A 16,635-nucleotide genomic window follows, 5' to 3' on the forward strand; every position below is an offset into this window, starting at 1 on the left:
TCAGAAGGGGTCTTCGGTGCGCTGCCATGCTTGCCAGACCGCCCACGCCATGAGCGCGACGGCGCCGACCCGCACTAAGAAGGCAAGTGCGGTATCCTGGTTTAACAAGCCCCACCGGCTCAAAATTTCAGTCCAATCATGAAAGACATCTGGATCCAACCCGCCGACCAATGGTAGTTGGTGAGCGCGGGCATCGGCCATGTAGCGGGCGATGTTGAGCAGATTTTCCGCGACCCACACCAGGCAGGCGTAAAAACCGTAAACCTGTTCCCGGCGATAGCATTCCCAGGCGCAAGCAGCCGGGATCAATAGTTGCATCAGCGTACCGCCATACACCGTCAGGCGGTTGGCAAGCAGGCTAAAAATGGGGTGTCCCGCTTCGTGAAAGGCCAGATTGGCGCTATCAAGAATGGGAACCCAGCCCCACAGTGCGTGACACCCAAGGAGCAGCACGACAGCGACAGCGAGCAGGATCGCTGGAAGTCGATGATTCATTCAGGCTGGCCGCTGTAGCTAACGGTCGGCGAATGCTTCGGCGAGCATCGTTGGCGTAGCAGGTTTTGATCACCCACCGTCTGCTGTAGCCAACGGTCGGCGAATGCTTCGGCGGGCATGGGCCGGTCAAAATAAAATCCCTGGGCCAAATCACAGCCTTGCGCAAGCAGAATTTGCCGCTGCTGTTCGGTTTCCACGCCTTCGGCCACGACGATGAGGCCCATTTGATGGCCTAGAGCGATGATCGTAGCGGCCAGAATTCGGTCGTTAGCGTCATCAGCCAGACCGCGCACGAAGCTACGGTCAATTTTTAACGCCGCTAATGGAAGACGCTTGAGATAGGCGAGATTGGAATAACCGGTGCCGAAATCGTCAACAGCCAGCTTAATTCCTAACTGTTCGATGGCTCGCAACGCGGCCTCCGGCGTTTCCTCAGTACCCAACAGCGTTGATTCGGTCAGTTCCAATTCCAAAGCGTGCCGCGGCAATCCATACGTTTCCAGCAGTTGGTGCAGTTCGCTTGGCAAATGGGGGGAATGAAAGTGACGCGCTGCCATGTTGACCGCCACCGGCGGCGGTACCAGCCCGCTATGGTGCCAGTGGTACAGTTGTTGACAGACCGCTTCCAACATCCACCGGCCCAGCGCCACCACCAGATCGCTGGCTTCGGCGATGGGAATGAATTCAGCCGGTGAAACCAGGCCGCGTTGTGGATGCTGCCAGCGAATCAACGCTTCGGCACCGACCAACGTCTGATCGGTCAATCGGACCTGAGGTTGATAATAGGCGCGCAATTCGCCCATGGCGATGGCTTGGCGAAGCTCGCCTTCCAGCACCAGCCGCTGAAAGGTAGCAGCGTTCATTTGCCGGTCGTAAAACACCCGCACGTTGCGCCCTTCCCGCTTGGCGCGGTGCAGCGCGGTGTCCGCGTTTTTGAGCAGTTCAGTCGCATTGGCTCCGTCATGGGGATACAGGGCGATGCCGATGGAAACCGTCGTCCTCAGGCGATGACCGGCGACGTTGTAGGGTTGCTGAAACGCTTCCAATAGCTTATCGGCGACCCGTAAGGCACCGTTCTGATCGGTGTCCGGTAACAAGAGCGCGAACTCGTCACCGCCCAGTCGGCACGCCGTATCTTCCGCGCGAATGAGGGCCTGGAGGCGAGCAGCGACTTGCGTCAACAAGAGGTCCCCTTCCGAGTGGCCCAGTGAATCGTTGACATCCTTGAAGCGATCCAGATCTAAAAAGAGCAGTGCCAGTTGACGTTGATGGCGAGCTGCCAGCGCCAGGGCCAATTCTACGCGCTGGGTCAGTAACGCCCGATTAGGCAACGCGGTCAGCACATCGTAATAGGCCAGATGTGCAATGCGCTGTTCGACCAGCTTGTGCTCGGTCACATCAAGGACGACGCCGCTGTAGATCAATTCCTCACCGAAATTGGTGGGGCTGGATGCGCCTCTAAACCACAGTGATTCACCGGTGGGTTTGATAAAGCGCCATTCAAAGCTCCAGGGGCTTTGTGTGGTGACGGATTGCTCAATCGAAGCCAGAAGGGCTTTGCGATGTTCCGGGGCGACATGCTTGATAAAGCGGTTAAAAGCACCATTCAAGCGGCGACCGATACCGAACAACTGGCCGGCGCGATGACTGATGTAATAAAACCCAGTTTGGCCGTTCGGGCGAACATAGAATTGATAGACCACACCAGGGATATTCTTGGCGATATTTCGCAGGCGGCGTTCGCTCGCTCGTAGCGCTGACTGTGCCTTTTTTTGGCTGGTGATATCCTGGATCGTCAGGGCCACGCGGCCGGTCGGGTCCTGGGGGTTCAACAGTGCCGCGCAAACGGAAATGTCACGGAAGGAGCCGTTCGCATGGCGTAGACGGGTCTCGACAAACTTGAGACCGTAAGGGGGCAGCCGCTGATAGAGCATCTCTCCAACACGCTGGTATTCGGTATCGTTTTCGTAGAATGACCTCATATTACGACCGAGCAAGACATCACGGCCATAGCCCGAGATTTGGCACACACGCTCGTTGACCGCTTGAAGACGGCGGTTTTGCACGATGGCTAAGCCAACCGGTACTGCACTGAATAGACTTTGTAAGGTGGCTTCGCTGTTCTTGAGTGCCGCTTCGGCTTGTTTGTGCATACTGATATCACGCACGACAGCCAGTACCCGATTCTCGCCACCGATGCGGGAGCTTTTCAAGGCAACTTCAGCCCAAAAAGTTTCGCCATCACGCCGCTGGAATAGCCATTGGAAGACGAGAGTCCCATCGGTAACGGCTTTTCTAATCCTATAGGAGGGAGATTCATCCACGGTCGCCGGTGGGTTCACGGTAATCTTGGCGATGGATTGCCCCAGCAGCTCTTGTTTGCTATAGCCGGTCGATTTCACAGCCGCTTCGTTCATGTCCAGGATACGGCCCTCGCGGGCGTCGTGCAGAAAGATCATTTCGTGGGTAGCGTTGAAAATCTCCCGATAGTTGCGCTCGCTGTTTTGCAACTCTTCATGGCGTTTTTGCAAGACGCTGGTGGCCTGCGCGATTTTGCGCTTAAGTTGCACATTCCATAGCACCATGACACAGAGGATGGCAGCGATCAGGGTGAAAAGGGTCCTGAGAGCGACCCAAGGGACTTTGGAGAATGCTGAGATGCCGGTCCAATTTTCGATAATGGCGATTTTTTCTTGGGCGGATACTTGCTGGAAGCCCTGTTCCAATAAGCCCATCAGGCGCGTATTGCCTTTCTTGACGCCGGCGTATAGCGCATTGACGGCTACGGGGGTCAGCGCTTCGCGAAACTCTGAGCCGGCTTCCAGTTTTGCCAGATAAAAGCGCACGACCTGGCTATCGGCGATAAAGGCTTTGATGTCACCGGCCAGGGCGGCTTTCACCAGCTCCTCGGCTCCCGGATACGTTTGTCGTTTGACATTAGCATACTGCTTGATGAGCAGCTCTTCGGCGCTATCGTCTTTCACGACGCCGACCACGAAGCCGGCCAAATCTTCGATGCTGCGGACGCCTTGGATCTCTTGATGGAAAAATAAGCTGGTGGCGATATTGTGATAGGGGTTAGTGAAATCGAATTGTTCTTCCCGCTGTGGTGTCCGAAAAAGGGCACCGACCACATCGGCTCGCCCCTCGCGGACAGCGGCCAGGGCTGTTTCCCACTCCGCCAAGTAAAATTCCACGGCGATGCCAGTTTTTTTGCTCCATAGGGTCCAGAGGTCAATCGTGATTCCGCGTGGGCGGCCTTCGGCATCAAGGAACGCGAAAGGAGGATAAGAACGATCATCCACCACCGTAATTTTGGTTGGTTGCCCAGGGGGGATGGTAGAGCGGTTGTCGGATGATGGGTCTTTGGGCTGGGCGCTATTAAGCCACGCACTACCGGCGAGCAGGGCTAAGCAGGCCAGCACGGGTAAAAGGATCTGGTGGGCTGATCTTGCTGTCTTCAAAAATAGGTTCTTTAGCTAAGCTAGCGGTTAGCCATACTCTAAAGCCAACCGCATTCAAATAAGGGAAGGGTGCCTTCCCACTATTTAATTATAAGCTAAAAAACCCATTAAAAAAGTCAACATAAGGCGTGTCTGCCAAGGGTGGCAAAGGCCCTCAAACCGGCAAATAGTGCCGTACCCGTTGCCCGTCCAGATCGGCCATCCCTCTGGCCGCACAGATCGCAGAGAATGGGAGCGAAAAGCAGGGTCGGCTTATTTGTAGCTCTGGCCGGAACAGGTCTTGGCGACGCTGTTGTAGTTGCCGCACTTGATTTTGGGATCGGCCCAGTCGGCGACGATGTCCTTGCTGCCGGGCAGATAATCCGACCAAGCGTCACCCTCGACTAAGCCCTTGGTTTTCCAGACCACATCGAATTGGCCGTCGGCCTGAATTTCGCCGATGTACACCGGTTTGGTGAGGTGGTGGTTGGGCAGCATCTTGGCGACGCCGCCGGTCAGGTTGGGCGCTTCGATGCCGATCATGGCGTCGATCACCTTGTTCGGGTCGGTGGTCTTGGCTTTCTCGACCGCCTTGACCCACATGTTGAAGCCGATGTAATGCGCTTCCATCGGGTCGTTGGTGACCCGCTTGTCGCTCTTGATGAAGGCGTGCCAGTCCTTGATGAAAGCGTCATTGGCCTTGTCCGGGATGCTCATGAAGTAGTTCCAGGCGGCGAGATGGCCGACCAGCGGCTTGGTGTCGATGCCGGACAGCTCTTCCTCGCCGACCGAGAAGGCCACCACCGGAATGTCCTTGGCGGACACGCCCTGATTGCCCAATTCTTTGTAAAACGGCACGTTGGCGTCGCCATTGATGGTGGAGACCACGGCGGTTTTCTTGCCGGTGGAGCCGAATTTCTTGATGTCGGCGACGATGGATTGCCAGTCGGAATGGCCGAACGGCGTGTAGTTGATCAGGATGTCCTCGGCCTTGACCCCCTTGGCCTTCAAATAAGCTTCCAGGATCTTGTTGGTGGTGCGGGGGTAGACGTAATCGGTGCCGGCCAGCACCCAGCGCTTCACCTCCAGATCCTTCATCAGGTAATCCACCGCCGGAATGGCCTGCTGGTTGGGAGTCGCCCCGGTATAGAACACGCTCTTGGACGACTCCTCGCCCTCGTACTGGACCGGATAGAACAAGACGCCATTCAGCTCCTCGAATACCGGTAGCACCGCTTTGCGGGAAACCGAGGTCCAGCAGCCGAATACCACCGCCACCTTGTCCTTTTGCAACAGCTCGCGGGCCTTCTCGGCGAACAGCGGCCAGTTCGAGGCTGGATCGACCACCACCGCTTCCAACGGCTTGCCGAGCAGGCCGCCCTTTTTATTCTGGGCATCAATCAGCATGAGCACGGTGTCTTTCAAGGTGGTTTCACTGATCGCCATAGTGCCGGATAGCGAGTGCAGCACCCCGATTTTAATGGTATCGGCGGCTTGAGCCAGCGAGGCAGCGAATAGCAGCATCCCAGTCATAAGCCAAGATAAAACTTTGGGTTTGCTTTTAATCATGGGCAACTTTCGTATCGTAATTGGTCGGTTTGCCGAGGCGTGACAGGAATCACGCCAAATGAAAATTTCAATTGTATTAATAAGATAATAGATAGTGCTTGCTAATCCAAGAGATTTAGCGACTGACTCTGGTGCTCAATCGTGCTAGCAATAGCGCAAGATTGAGCGATGGTGAAAATCTACCGATAGGTCGCCGAATCAGCGCAGCGCTGCCCAATAGCATGAGCGGGACTGCTAGCTTTCCTCGCTGTCCTTCTCGCGCACCAAGGCATAATCCGTGCGGCGCACCCCACGAACCAGCAGCTCGGTGTCCTCGCCCGCCACACCCAGGCTTTCCAGCGCCTCGGCGGCCAGCCGCAGACTGGCTTCGACCAGCTCAGGAAAGGCTCTGTTGGCTCCGGCTTGGATTAGGGCGCTACTGGTGGCTAAATCCCGCGCCCGCGCCACAATGATAGTGCGGGGCGCCAAACCGCGGATGAGACGAATGGCACGCAAGACGGTCTCGCGATCATCCAGGGTCATCACCACCAGATCGATTTTCTCAATCTGGGCCGCTATTAATAAATCGGCGTCGGTGATATCGCCGTAATAGACGGGATGGCCCAGGGCGTGGAATTCATCCACCCGCGCTGGGCTTAAGTCGAAGGCGATGTAGGGGACTCCGCTGCCGGCGAGGATGGTGCCCACAACATGGCCCACACGGCCATAACCGGCGACTAAAGCGCGGGTGCGGGTCTCGGTTCCTTCGACTGAAAACTGAAAGACCCCAGCGCCTGGCGTCGCTGCGACGGGGATGCGCACCGTCAGGGCATCACCCAGCTTGACCAGCAAGGGCGTGATCAACATGCTGAAGGAGATGATGCCGACGGACAGCACAAAGGTGTTGTTGTCGATGATGTTCATGGCCTTGGCGGCCCCAAACAGCACGAAGCCGAATTCACCGCCTTGGGAAAGGATGAAGGCAACTCGGGTCGCCGTCTGGCGGGTTGCGCCGAACACGAGACAAAGCCCCAGCAGCACCACGATTTTGATTGCCATGATCGCAATGACTTGGCTCAGAAACAGCCAAGGTGCCGCCGCCAACGCGCCCACATCCACCGACATGCCGACGGCGACGAAGAAAAGGCTCATCAGCAAACCCTTGTGGGGATCAATGGCAGCCTGAATTTGCAGGTGGTAACGCGAAACGGACAGCGCTACCCCCATGAGAAAAGCGCCCAGCGCCATGGACAGCCCGGCTTTTTCCATGGCCCAGGCGGCGGTAAAGACCGCAGCCAAGGCGACCAAAAAAAAGCCTTCGCGGTTGTTCTGGCGTACCAGAAAATCGAGGATACGGGGAATCGCATAATAGCCGGCGGCCACGACCAAGCCGATGGCCGCAATCACGATCAGAATTTGCTGGAAGAGGGCTTTATCACTCGTTATGACGCCGGCATCGCCCAAAAGCGGCGTCACGGCGAGCAGGGGCATGACGGCTAAATCCTGCATCAACAGGATAGCGAAAGTGGTTTGGCCGTGGGGGCTGGCGATTTCGCCGCGTTCTTGCAGGATCTGGATGACGAAAGCGGTGGAAGATAAGGCGAGGGTCAGACCGGCCAAGAGGTTGATGCCCCAATCCGGCTCAGTGAGGTGCATGAAAAGCGTCAGCGCGCCGCCGGACAGCAGGATTTGCAGGGTGCCCAGACCAAACATGGAGCGCCGCAGGGACCAGAGTCGATGTGGATGCATCTCCAGGCCGATGACAAACAGTAGCAACACCACCCCAAGTTCAGTGAAGTGCCGCACTTCTTCCACATTTCGAGTGACGACAAACCCTGAAGTGTGGGGGCCGATCAAGATGCCCGCCACCAGCAGGCCCAGCACCGAACCCAGACCAAAACGGCGAAAAACGGCAACGGCAAAGGCCGTAAACACCAGCAGCACGACGGCGGCTTCAACGAAGGATTCAGGTTCCAAGTCGTTCGCTCCGAGGGGCGATAGAGGTCGGTTGGGCTTATCGGCTGGGTCAGCAGCAACCCTGCCCAGGTTTCTCCGACAGTCGATGCGCCGCTGTGCCAAGCCCTGCTAAGCATAGGCCCCACCGGCAAGGTCGGACTGAAGAGCTGCAACACAGTCGGGTTAAAATGGTCGGCTTAATGGGCCTGTCCGTGTGAATGTCGGTAATGATCAGTCCCGTAAGCATCTCCCTCCGGTTCGAACGGCGCCTGCTCACGATTCACGCTCAACCCAAGATCTTCCATCATCCGATCCAACACCGGATCGTGCAGATAGCGCAACCAGCCTGCCCCCACTTGGAGAGCAACATGGCGACTGCCAAGGTGATAGGCGGTGCGAGCGAGCAACAGCGAATCATCGGTGTGGGCGGTGGAGACCGCTTCCGGTGCGGCGTGGACTTCAATGACCCGCCCAGTGGTCGTCCGTAAGAGATCACCGTGTCGCAGTATCGTGCTGCGTGTTAAAAACAAACCGATGTCCTCGCCACCATCCAGGCGCGTCCTTAGCCGGCTTTTTTGACGTAAAGCAAAGGGTAGGGTCAATGTCGCTTGGGCGGGTACGGTTTCGCTCAGGCGCTCAATGATTTGCAGCTCGACCGGTTTTGCAGGGTCCACGGGCAACCTCAGAGTTAGGATGTAGCGTTAGGACAACGGTAATACGTTCGCCAGTTCACAGATGAGTAGTGCGCCACCCATCCGCTGGAGAACGATATTTTAGAGAGGCCGACCATGCACTCGCTGATAGAGTACCGCTAACGCCTAGCATCACCTTGTTGAAGATCATCGGTGGTGACTGAGCAACAGGTCATGCAACTTATCAGCCAATTCAGCTTTTCGGTAAGGCTTGCTCAGGAAACCGCTGCCGGTGGGGCGGCCCCTAAAGTGAGCGAGATGGGTTTCGGTATAACCTGAAGTGAACAACATGATTAAATCCGGGCGCCGTTGGAGCGCCTTTTGGGCAAGCTCGACCCCACTTTGCCCGCCGGGCAGAACGACATCAGTAAACAGAATGGCGATGCGTGGCGTGGCTGCCAAAACCTCCAGTGCCGTCGCCGCAGTTGCCGCTTCGACGGTTTCGTATCCCAAACTTTGCAACATGTGGACCGCTAAGCGCCGTACCAGTACTTCGTCCTCGACGACCAGCACGGTTTGGCCTTGGCCAGGGTGCAAAGGCGTTTTGCCCTCCACGGTTGCTAACGTGCCAGCAGCCTGGCCGGTGACAGCGGGCAAAAAAATACGGATCGACGTTCCCTGATGCACTTCGCTGTAGATATGGATGTGGCCACCCGATTGTTTGACCAGGCCATACACCATACTTAGCCCCAGACCGCTGCCTTGACCCACCGCCTTAGTTGTAAAGAACGGTTCGAAAGCGTGTTCCAGCACGTCTGGTGACATGCCGGTGCCGGTGTCGCTGACGACCAGCGTGACATATTGCCCCGGTTGTACATGAAAAAGGTGCTGCTGGGATGCCGGTTCGTCAATCCAGCGATTAGAGCTTTCCAGCGTGAGCTGGCCGCCATTGGGCATGGCATCGCGGGCGTTGACGACCAGATTCAACAGCGCCGATTCAAATTCACTGGGATCAATCAAGGTCGGTAACAGATTTGGGGCCAAAACCGTTTTAACGTCGATGGTCTCACCCAAGCTACGCTTCACCAGATCACTGATTCCGGTCACTAGGGTATTGAGGTTGACGGCAATCGGTTGCAGAGGCTGTTGGCGGGAGAAGGTCAGCAGGCGTCGGATCAGCGTGCTGCCCCGTTCAACGGCACCCAGGGCGCGCTGTACCAGCTCCGTCAACGCCGGGTCGGTCAGTGCCTCAGCCAGCAGCTCCAAATTACCCAGAATAACCGCCAGCAAGTTATTAAAGTCATGGGCCAACCCGCCGGTCAGATGACCCACCGCCTCCATCTTTTGCGCGTGCCGCAGGCTTGATTCGGTCAGGCGGTGTTGGGTGATATCACGCGCTAGCAGAACCACACTGGGGTTATCAAGCGTTAAATCCTCCAGGGGAACGATTCGCACTTCAAAGCTGCGTTTGCCTTTGCGCGTTTGCATCTCTTGTTCGAAGCTTTGCGGCTGGCGGGTGGACAAGGTGTTGCGAATCGCCTCACGGATTTCCTTGGCGTTCACTTCGGGGATGATGTCGCTGATGGCTCGTCCTTTGAGCCGGTTAGGATCGGCATAAGGATGTAATTGCGGTTGTGAAAGGATTTCCAGGTGGCGGCCGTCCTGGTCCAACACCAGCAGCATGTCGGGAACGGCATTGATGATCGCACGCAGTCGCGCCGCGCTTTCTTGAAGGGCTTTTTCGTTCTGGCGGTGCTCGGTGATGTCGCGCAGGAAAAAAACCGCGCCTAATCGCTTGCCTTTGTTTTCCAGCAACGCGCTGGAGCAGGACATGGTGAGGGTTGTCCCATCCTTGCGATGGAATAGGTCTTGATGATCTCGGATGGTTTCGCCGGTCACGTAGGTACGCCCCAGGCGGCATTGCTCGGCAGGGATCAAACGGCCGTCTGGGTAGCGGCTGTGGATCGTTTCGTGCAAGGACTGGCCAATGATCTCTTCAGGCGAGAATCCGAACACTCGACTGGCTTCTGGATTGAGGAACGTCACCATGCCCTTGGCGTCGGTCACGAAAATTGACTCGGTGGCGCTATCGGTGATCCCTTGGGTCAGCCGTAGCTGATAGAGCAATTTTTCCTCCACTCGCTTGCGTTCGCTGATGTCGGAGAAAATGGCGACGGCCCCGATGATACGTTGTTCGGCACTACGGATCGGTGCAGCACTGATCAGTACGTCGTGATGAGTACCATCCGGCCGAACCATGCGCACCTCGGCTCCAGAGGTGGTGTTGCCGCGCAAGGCTTGTTGCAGGGGCCACGCTTGCAGGGGTATCGAATGACCGTCTGGGTAATACGCTTTGCCCCAGAGAAATTTTGGGCTTGATCCGGCGTGTTCCCGACTGCTGACCAATGCCAGGCGGCGCGCGGCGGCGTTGACCAGGATCGGGTTATCCTGCGCATCGCATACCACGATGGCCTCGGCCGCTTGTTGCAGAATGGTTTCCAGCAAATCCTTCTGGGCGGCGAGGTTGGCTTTTGCCTGCTTGCGCTCGCTGATATCGATGGCGGTGCCGGTATAGGTTCGCGTGCCGTGCTCGCCGGGTGATGCGTGAACCGCCATCAGCGTTTCGAATGTGGAACCATCCTTGCGGCGGGCGGTAAATTCCACGCTGCATTGCCCTCGCTTGGCGACCGCGCTCATGATCTTGGGTAGGGTGTTGGGATCGATGCAATGATTGGTGACCGGTGTAGCGACCATGTCAGCCAGGTTGTCGTAACCCCAGAGTCTAAGCAAGGTACGGTTGGCGTAGATGAGGTGGCCTTGGCGGCTGACGATGCCAAAAGCGGTGAGCGAATTGTCTAGCGCGTCGCTTTTGAGCCGCAGTTGCCGTTCTGTTTCCTCACGCTCACTGAGGGCGCGTAGGGTTATTACCCCATAATCCTGCCCAGCTTGCCGCAGCGGAGCCAGCGAGAGGTCGGCCGCAAATTCCTGGCCATCACGGTGCAACGCAACGACAGGATAACGGGTGGCTGGGTGTTGCTTTTTCTGAGGCGAGCGGCCAGCGACGGTGGCGAGTCGCCGCAACTCGTCGCGGGAGTGAGTGACGAATAAGCGCTCGACATCTTGACCGAAGATTTCAGTGGAATAGTAGCCGAAGAGGTGTTCGGCGCTTTCGTTGATAAAGATCACGCGCCATGTGCTGTCTACCACGATGATCGCTTCGTCGAAGATCTGCACGATTTCGGCGAAATCGGTCGGGGTCAATGGCGGGAGAACCTGGTCTCCATCTTGGTTGTCGGCGCTTGAGTGTCGGTTCAACGTAAATCCTTTGCCATCCTTAACCTAATTGAGTGTGTTGCGGTGGATGGTTTTATTTTAGCGCGTGGAAGGCGGATGTTCGAACGCCTTGGCCGGTACTGTAGCGCGCTACGTAGGACTTGATGGGAGGGGGGTTAGGCGCGATGAAGCGGCCAGGGAATAGAGCAAGTTCGCTGGCTGACAAAATTGTGGGGGTTGCGCCTTTGAGGCTTTTTTAGGAAGGTGCTGCGGGTGGTAGGGCTGGTTAGGGCCTCAGCCCGTAATCCGCCATTTGCGTGGCATCCCGGACTTGGTGGGTGGTTTCTTGAAAGGTGGGTTACGCTGAGCTAACCCGCGACGCGCTACCTGGCTAATCCACCGTGCTGCCGTGTTTCCTCGATTCTCCGATGGCTTCTAGAATGTCCTGCGTGGAAACCTGGGTCTTTATCCCCGAAACGGCAAAGGGAGAGGTAGATACTGGTTTAGGGATGACCAGATAGCTTGATCCATCCCGACGTTGGATCAGCACCTCCTCGTTATCCGCAGAATCGAGTAACTCCGATAACTGTTGACGAGCTTGTGAGTAACTATAAACTTTCATTATTTACTCCAAGACAACAATATTGAGTGCTTTTGCAACTTCTTTTGCGCGTCGATCAAAGGTTATGAAAGGACATTTGAAAGATTGGGCGCATTGAAGAAAATAAGCATCATAAGCATATAAATTAAATTGGAACGCAATTTCCAGTGATCGCTGAACATTCAATTGAGTAAGTTTAACTGGAATAGCTTGCGTAGACCGAAAAGCTACCTTTGCCCCCTCTGGGGATAAGCGATGCCGTTTAACCAAGGCGGTTAATGCGTTGCCGATTTCATAGGGGAGTATTGTAGGGGCGACAATATAGCTGCCCCTTACCACCCATCAGTTTGAGCTAATCTTCTGGACTGTGTGAACTAAGGCATGAGGCGAAGCGGATGGGAACGGTGCGGAGGTTGGCGGAGGAAGTCGGGCGGGGGCTGAAGGCGGCGCTGCCGAGGCTTCGCAAGACGGTGGTGGGTAAGGTGGCCTTAGCGGTGGGCGCGATGATTGAGGTACGCAGTCCGAACACGGCGGAGCTAGCCACTGTCTTGCCGTTGGAGACACAACGACAAGACATGCGCGAGCAGTGGCTGCGGCGCTTGTTAAAAAATCCGCTGCTGGTGAGTGCAACCCTGCTGGAGCCGTGGGCGCGCCAGGCCCTGGAGCAAGCCCATCGGAACGGACAGACGGTGGTGCTGAGTCTGGATCAGACCGATCTGGGGGATCGCTTTGCGGTGTTGATGCTCGGTGTGGTGGTCGGTGATCGGACGTTGCCGCTGGCGTGGCGGGTGGCGGTCGGCCCGGCGAACATCGGGTTTTCCGGCCAGCAGGCGGTGCTTGATCAGGTGCGGGGCTGGTTGCCGGACGGGGCAGCGGTGCTGCTCTTGGCGGATCGGTTCTACCCGTCCACCGCGCTGTTTGAGTGGTTGCACGGTCAGGGTTGGCAGTACCGGCTGCGCCTCAAGAGTAACCTCAGCGTCGATCCTGGGTTTGGCCAGATCGTCACCACCGGCGATCTAGCGCGGGGGTTTACGCAGCGCTACCTACCCAACGTGCGGCTGTTCGCCCATGAAGTGCCGACGCATCTGGGGATTTTGCACGAGGCAGGCCATCAGGACCCTTGGATCATCGCGATGAACTGCCCACCGACCCAGGCGACCGTGCGCGATGACGCGAGCCGCTGGTGCATCGAACCGACCTTTTCTGACGTTAAACGTCGTGGTTTTCAATTGGAGGCCACCCAGCTTCAGGCCCCGGATCGCTTGGATCGCCTCGTGTTGATCATGGCGCTCGCCATGCACTGGTGCGTACGCGCCGGGCAAGAGGAGGCCCGCCAGCACCCGCCCCGCTCGAAAAAAAACCCAGGAACAGACCGATCCCCACCATTGGACCTTTAAGAAAATCGGACGCAGCATGCTCTCCTGGTTTAAACGTGGTCTACGGTTGCTCCAAAGACGGCTCCAAATGCACCAACCCTTACCCCCCTTCTACCCTGCTTGCACCGTGATGAGAAACTGATAGGTGGTAAGGCGCCCGGGTAGACAGCCGCCAAACAGGGGCGATGTATGGTAAAGCCTCCATTTGGAAGTCGTGCTGATACAGAGATCTAAAGGGTCGCATCAAAATCACCTCTGGGTTGGAGTGGGCTGTTCCTCACCGAGGCGGTGAACAGTGATGTTAAGAAGGATAGCCCAGGGAACGTGATATATCTAACACGACATCGCCAAAGTATTTTTAGCCCCAATAAATCAAGGGACGGGCCGATAACATCTTCATCAGTGGTGGCGAAAATGTTTCGCCATGGATGCCTGACCGAATGTAAACTAGATTTACTAAATCTAGTTTAATCGTGGAGAACCTGTGATGCAGATTATCAATATCCATGAAGCCAAGACCCATCTCTCCCGTCTGGTTGAACAAGCAGTCCAAGGGGAAGCGTTCATCATTGCCAAAGCAGGCAAACCGCTGGTCAAAGTCATGGCGCTGGCCGCACCGGAAGCTGGGCAACGACTGGGATTTATGGCGGGGCAGATGCGGATGCCGGAGGATTTTGACCGGATGGGAGATGCTGAGATAGAGCAGTTGTTCGGTGGTGTCCTGTGAAATGGCTGCTCGATACCCACGTCCTGCTGTGGGCCGCCGGAAATCCGCAACGCTTATCGACTCAGGCGCACGCTTTGTTGAACGCACCGGAAAATGAGTTATGGTTCAGCGCGGCCAGCCTGTGGGAAATCGCCATTAAAAGCGGCTTGGGGCGGGCAGATTTTCAGGTGGACGCCCGCTTGTTGCGCCGGGGGTTGCTGGATAATGGCTATAGCGAACTACCGATCCGCAGTGAGCATGTGGTTGCCCTGGATCGACTGCCGCCACTGCACAAAGACCCCTTCGACCGGCTGTTGATCGCGCAGGCGCTGGTCGAGGGCATAACACTGCTGACGGCCGATGAGCAAATCGCTCGCTATCCCGCACCAGTACAGAAATTGTAGCGGGAGCAGGTGAGAACCCAAAAGGATGTCCAGCGGGTTCCAATTTCCTTCCATGCGATCAAACACTACTCCCTGGACCTGTTGTGGTGCAACCTGGACACCTAACCCTTGATCCAGCGCTTGACCACGTTGTTTCTGAGCAATCCAACGTGTGCTCGTGCGCAACGATGCCCGCTCCGCCAGAAAACCTCCACTAGAGCCTTTCTGGATTTCCATCGCCGATAGAGTGAGAGCCTTCGTCGAACCGCTGGAGCGGTCAACCCCATTCCCACGCCGGAGCGTGGGAACGAGAAACGGGTGATGCGCCTGGCTCCCATGCTCCAGCGTGGGAGCCTTCGTCCCGCCAAACCGCTGGAGCGGTCAAACTCATTCCCATGCCAGCGTGGGAGCGAGAAAGTGGTCTTCAACATATAGGACCGAATTCCTCAACCGAGTAACCAACCAGCGACAATAAGCGCCGCAATCCTTCGGCCAGTGCATCGTGATCCTTAGCACGCAGCGTCAAGTGGCCCACCTTGCGGCCCGGTCGCGGTGCTTTGCCGTAAGCATGGTAATGTGCGCCCGGCACCGCCAGTACGGCCGCCCGATCCGGTAGCGAACCGATACAATTCAGCATGGCGCACGGCCCCAGCGCCGTCGTAGCGCCCAGCGGCAACCCCGCGATAGCCCGCAAATGATTTTCGAACTGGCTGGTTTCCGCCCCTTCAATCGTCCAGTGTCCAGAGTTATGGACACGCGGCGCCATCTCATTGGCTATCAGACGGCCTTCATGGACGAAAAACTCAATCGCCAGCAAACCAACATAGTGCAACCGCTCCAATAGGCGGCGGGCATAATCCCAGGCTTCCTGTTCGAGTTCCGGCAGTGGGCACGGCGCGCGCGACAAGCGCAAAATACCCCCGCGATGGTGATTTTCCACCAGTGGATAGAACGCCATCTCACCCGTTCGCCCACGCGCCGCCAACACCGACACCTCGCGTTCGAATGGGATAAAACCCTCCAGCAACAGCGGTACGCTGCCCAACGCCTGCCAGGCTGGTTCAATATCTTCAGGGGTGCGCAACACCTGCTGACCCTTGCCGTCGTAGCCCAGGCGTCGCGTTTTCAGCACCGCCGGCAAGTTCACCTTGGCGATGGCTTCCTGCAACTCCTCCAGGCTATCGACCGTCGCGAACACCGGGGTCGGAATATCCATCTCCCAAAACAGCCCTTTTTCGTAGAGTCGATCCTGAGTGGCCCAGAGCACGCCACTCGATGGGTGAACCTTGACCTTTTCCTCCAGGATGCGGGCAGCAGCGGATGGCACGTTTTCAAAATCGAAGGTCACGACCTCGGCCCAGTCGGCCATCGCATTCAGCCGATTTTGGTCGTCGTACTCCCCTTGCAGGAGCGGCGCAACCTGTCCGACGCAGGCATCGGTCGCCGGATCAAGCACCTGAAATTGCAATCCCAAAGAATAACCGGCCAAAACCAACATCCGCGCCAACTGACCACCGCCGACGATACCGATGTTCATCGAGTGAGGCTCCGGGGGTCGGGTTGATCGAGCACTTGCGCGGTTTGGCGAGTACGAAAGCTACGAGCGGCTTCCCGAATGGCGGGATATTTATTGCCGAGCAGTGCGGCAGCCAGCAACGCGGCGTTAATAGCTCCGGCCTTACCAATAGCCAGCGTACCGACCGGAATGCCGCCCGGCATCTGCACGATGGAGAGCAATGAATCCAGGCCATTGAGCGCTTGCGATTGGACGGGTACACCCAGGACCGGCAGGAGGGTCTTTGCGGCTACCATGCCCGGCAAGTGAGCCGCGCCGCCCGCACCGGCAATAATCACTTCCAGGCCGCGCGCCTCGGCGGTTGCGGCGTATTCGAACAGCAGATCGGGGGTACGATGGGCGGAGACCACCCGGATTTCGTGCGGAACACCGAGCGTCTCTAGGGTGTTCGCTGCGTGTTCCAGTGTGCCCCAGTCGGAGGTGGATCCCATGATTAAACCAACCAATGGATTCATACGAGTCGTGTCAAGTCGGAGGTAGCGGTCGTGTTGCGAAAGCGTGTAGCTTACGCCTCAGCGGCACCTCACGGAAAGCGTGCAGCCTCTGCTGGAGCCATTCGGCCAGAGGTTTGCCAGTGGAGATCTGCTATTGTCGGCGGATTGTCCGTCAGATGGGGTTAGCGGCGCCGGTACCAAAATCAGGACTG

The 16,635-nt window shown here is 57.1% G+C and carries 13 protein-coding genes; 3 read left to right on the forward strand and 10 right to left on the reverse strand.

Annotated elements, in window-relative coordinates; translation table 11 throughout:
* The 8 genes from BN873_RS03060 to BN873_RS19270 all read right to left on the reverse strand — a co-directional run bounded on the left by BN873_RS03060 (nucleotide 1) and on the right by BN873_RS19270 (nucleotide 12,287).
* On the reverse strand, nucleotides 1–495 hold the full coding sequence (locus tag BN873_RS03060; RefSeq protein ID WP_048670501.1) for a hypothetical protein: 495 nt from the start codon (nucleotides 493–495) through the stop codon (nucleotides 1–3).
* Nucleotides 492–3,920, reverse strand: coding sequence for an EAL domain-containing protein (locus tag BN873_RS03065; protein WP_048670503.1), 3,429 nt, complete (start codon nucleotides 3,918–3,920; stop codon nucleotides 492–494). The genes BN873_RS03060 and BN873_RS03065 overlap by 4 nt, the downstream gene beginning before the upstream one ends.
* Before the next feature lie 291 nt (nucleotides 3,921–4,211).
* Nucleotides 4,212–5,471 (reverse strand): urea ABC transporter substrate-binding protein, encoded by a 1,260-nt coding sequence (gene urtA / locus BN873_RS03070; RefSeq protein WP_242434365.1) that lies wholly within the window; start codon nucleotides 5,469–5,471, stop codon nucleotides 4,212–4,214.
* 270 nt (nucleotides 5,472–5,741) lie between these two features.
* Nucleotides 5,742–7,463 carry a cation:proton antiporter domain-containing protein gene (locus tag BN873_RS03075; RefSeq protein WP_048670505.1) on the reverse strand — a complete coding sequence of 574 codons (1,722 nt, stop codon included), beginning with the start codon at nucleotides 7,461–7,463 and terminating at the stop codon, nucleotides 5,742–5,744.
* Between the two features lie 176 nt (nucleotides 7,464–7,639).
* Nucleotides 7,640–8,116 (reverse strand): urease accessory protein UreE, encoded by a 477-nt coding sequence (ureE, locus tag BN873_RS03080; protein WP_082161061.1) that lies wholly within the window; start codon nucleotides 8,114–8,116, stop codon nucleotides 7,640–7,642.
* A 165-nt stretch (nucleotides 8,117–8,281) separates the two neighbouring features.
* Nucleotides 8,282–11,389: a PAS domain S-box protein gene (locus BN873_RS03085; RefSeq protein ID WP_082161062.1), complete on the reverse strand. Its 3,108-nt coding sequence runs from the start codon at nucleotides 11,387–11,389 to the stop codon at nucleotides 8,282–8,284.
* Nucleotides 11,390–11,738: 349 nt separating this feature from the next.
* Nucleotides 11,739–11,969, reverse strand: a complete 231-nt coding sequence (locus BN873_RS03090; RefSeq protein WP_048670509.1) for a type II toxin-antitoxin system Phd/YefM family antitoxin — start codon at nucleotides 11,967–11,969, stop codon at nucleotides 11,739–11,741.
* 3 nt (nucleotides 11,970–11,972) lie between these two features.
* Nucleotides 11,973–12,287, reverse strand: coding sequence for a type II toxin-antitoxin system VapC family toxin (locus BN873_RS19270; RefSeq protein ID WP_082161063.1), 315 nt, complete (start codon nucleotides 12,285–12,287; stop codon nucleotides 11,973–11,975).
* Nucleotides 12,288–12,352: 65 nt separating this feature from the next.
* On the opposite strand from BN873_RS19270, the gene BN873_RS03095 reads away from it, so the two are divergent.
* The 3 genes from BN873_RS03095 to BN873_RS03105 all read left to right on the forward strand — a co-directional run bounded on the left by BN873_RS03095 (nucleotide 12,353) and on the right by BN873_RS03105 (nucleotide 14,434).
* Nucleotides 12,353–13,345: a transposase gene (locus BN873_RS03095; protein WP_242434361.1), complete on the forward strand. Its 993-nt coding sequence runs from the start codon at nucleotides 12,353–12,355 to the stop codon at nucleotides 13,343–13,345.
* A gap of 466 nt (nucleotides 13,346–13,811) precedes the next feature.
* Nucleotides 13,812–14,051 carry a type II toxin-antitoxin system Phd/YefM family antitoxin gene (locus BN873_RS03100; RefSeq protein ID WP_048670513.1) on the forward strand — a complete coding sequence of 80 codons (240 nt, stop codon included), beginning with the start codon at nucleotides 13,812–13,814 and terminating at the stop codon, nucleotides 14,049–14,051.
* Nucleotides 14,048–14,434 (forward strand): type II toxin-antitoxin system VapC family toxin, encoded by a 387-nt coding sequence (locus BN873_RS03105; RefSeq protein WP_048670515.1) that lies wholly within the window; start codon nucleotides 14,048–14,050, stop codon nucleotides 14,432–14,434. Before BN873_RS03100 ends, BN873_RS03105 begins: the two co-directional genes overlap by 4 nt.
* Before the next feature lie 403 nt (nucleotides 14,435–14,837).
* Here the strand turns inward: BN873_RS03105 and BN873_RS03110 are convergent, their stop codons facing one another.
* Both BN873_RS03110 and purE read right to left on the reverse strand, forming a co-directional pair.
* A complete protein-coding gene (locus BN873_RS03110) occupies nucleotides 14,838–15,950 on the reverse strand; it encodes a 5-(carboxyamino)imidazole ribonucleotide synthase (RefSeq protein ID WP_048670516.1) in 1,113 nt (370 codons plus the stop codon).
* Nucleotides 15,947–16,444 carry a 5-(carboxyamino)imidazole ribonucleotide mutase gene (gene purE, locus BN873_RS03115; protein ID WP_048670517.1) on the reverse strand — a complete coding sequence of 166 codons (498 nt, stop codon included), beginning with the start codon at nucleotides 16,442–16,444 and terminating at the stop codon, nucleotides 15,947–15,949. Before purE ends, BN873_RS03110 begins: the two co-directional genes overlap by 4 nt.
* Between the last annotated feature and the right edge of the window lie 191 nt (nucleotides 16,445–16,635).

Source organism: Candidatus Competibacter denitrificans Run_A_D11, assembly GCF_001051235.1.
GTDB lineage: Bacteria > Pseudomonadota > Gammaproteobacteria > Competibacterales > Competibacteraceae > Competibacter_A > Competibacter_A denitrificans.

Excerpts from the sequence above, each read along its gene's own strand:
- BN873_RS03060 (WP_048670501.1), bottom strand. The coding sequence starts at position 495 with ATGAATCATCGACTTCCAGCGATCCTGCTCGCTGTCGCTGTCGTGCTG.
- urtA (WP_242434365.1), bottom strand. The coding sequence starts at position 5,471 with ATGACTGGGATGCTGCTATTCGCTGCCTCGCTGGCTCAAGCCGCCGAT.
- BN873_RS03090 (WP_048670509.1), bottom strand. The coding sequence starts at position 11,969 with ATGAAAGTTTATAGTTACTCACAAGCTCGTCAACAGTTATCGGAGTTA.
- BN873_RS03100 (WP_048670513.1), top strand. The coding sequence starts at position 13,812 with ATGCAGATTATCAATATCCATGAAGCCAAGACCCATCTCTCCCGTCTG.
- BN873_RS03110 (WP_048670516.1), bottom strand. The coding sequence starts at position 15,950 with ATGAACATCGGTATCGTCGGCGGTGGTCAGTTGGCGCGGATGTTGGTT.
- purE (WP_048670517.1), bottom strand. The coding sequence starts at position 16,444 with ATGAATCCATTGGTTGGTTTAATCATGGGATCCACCTCCGACTGGGGC.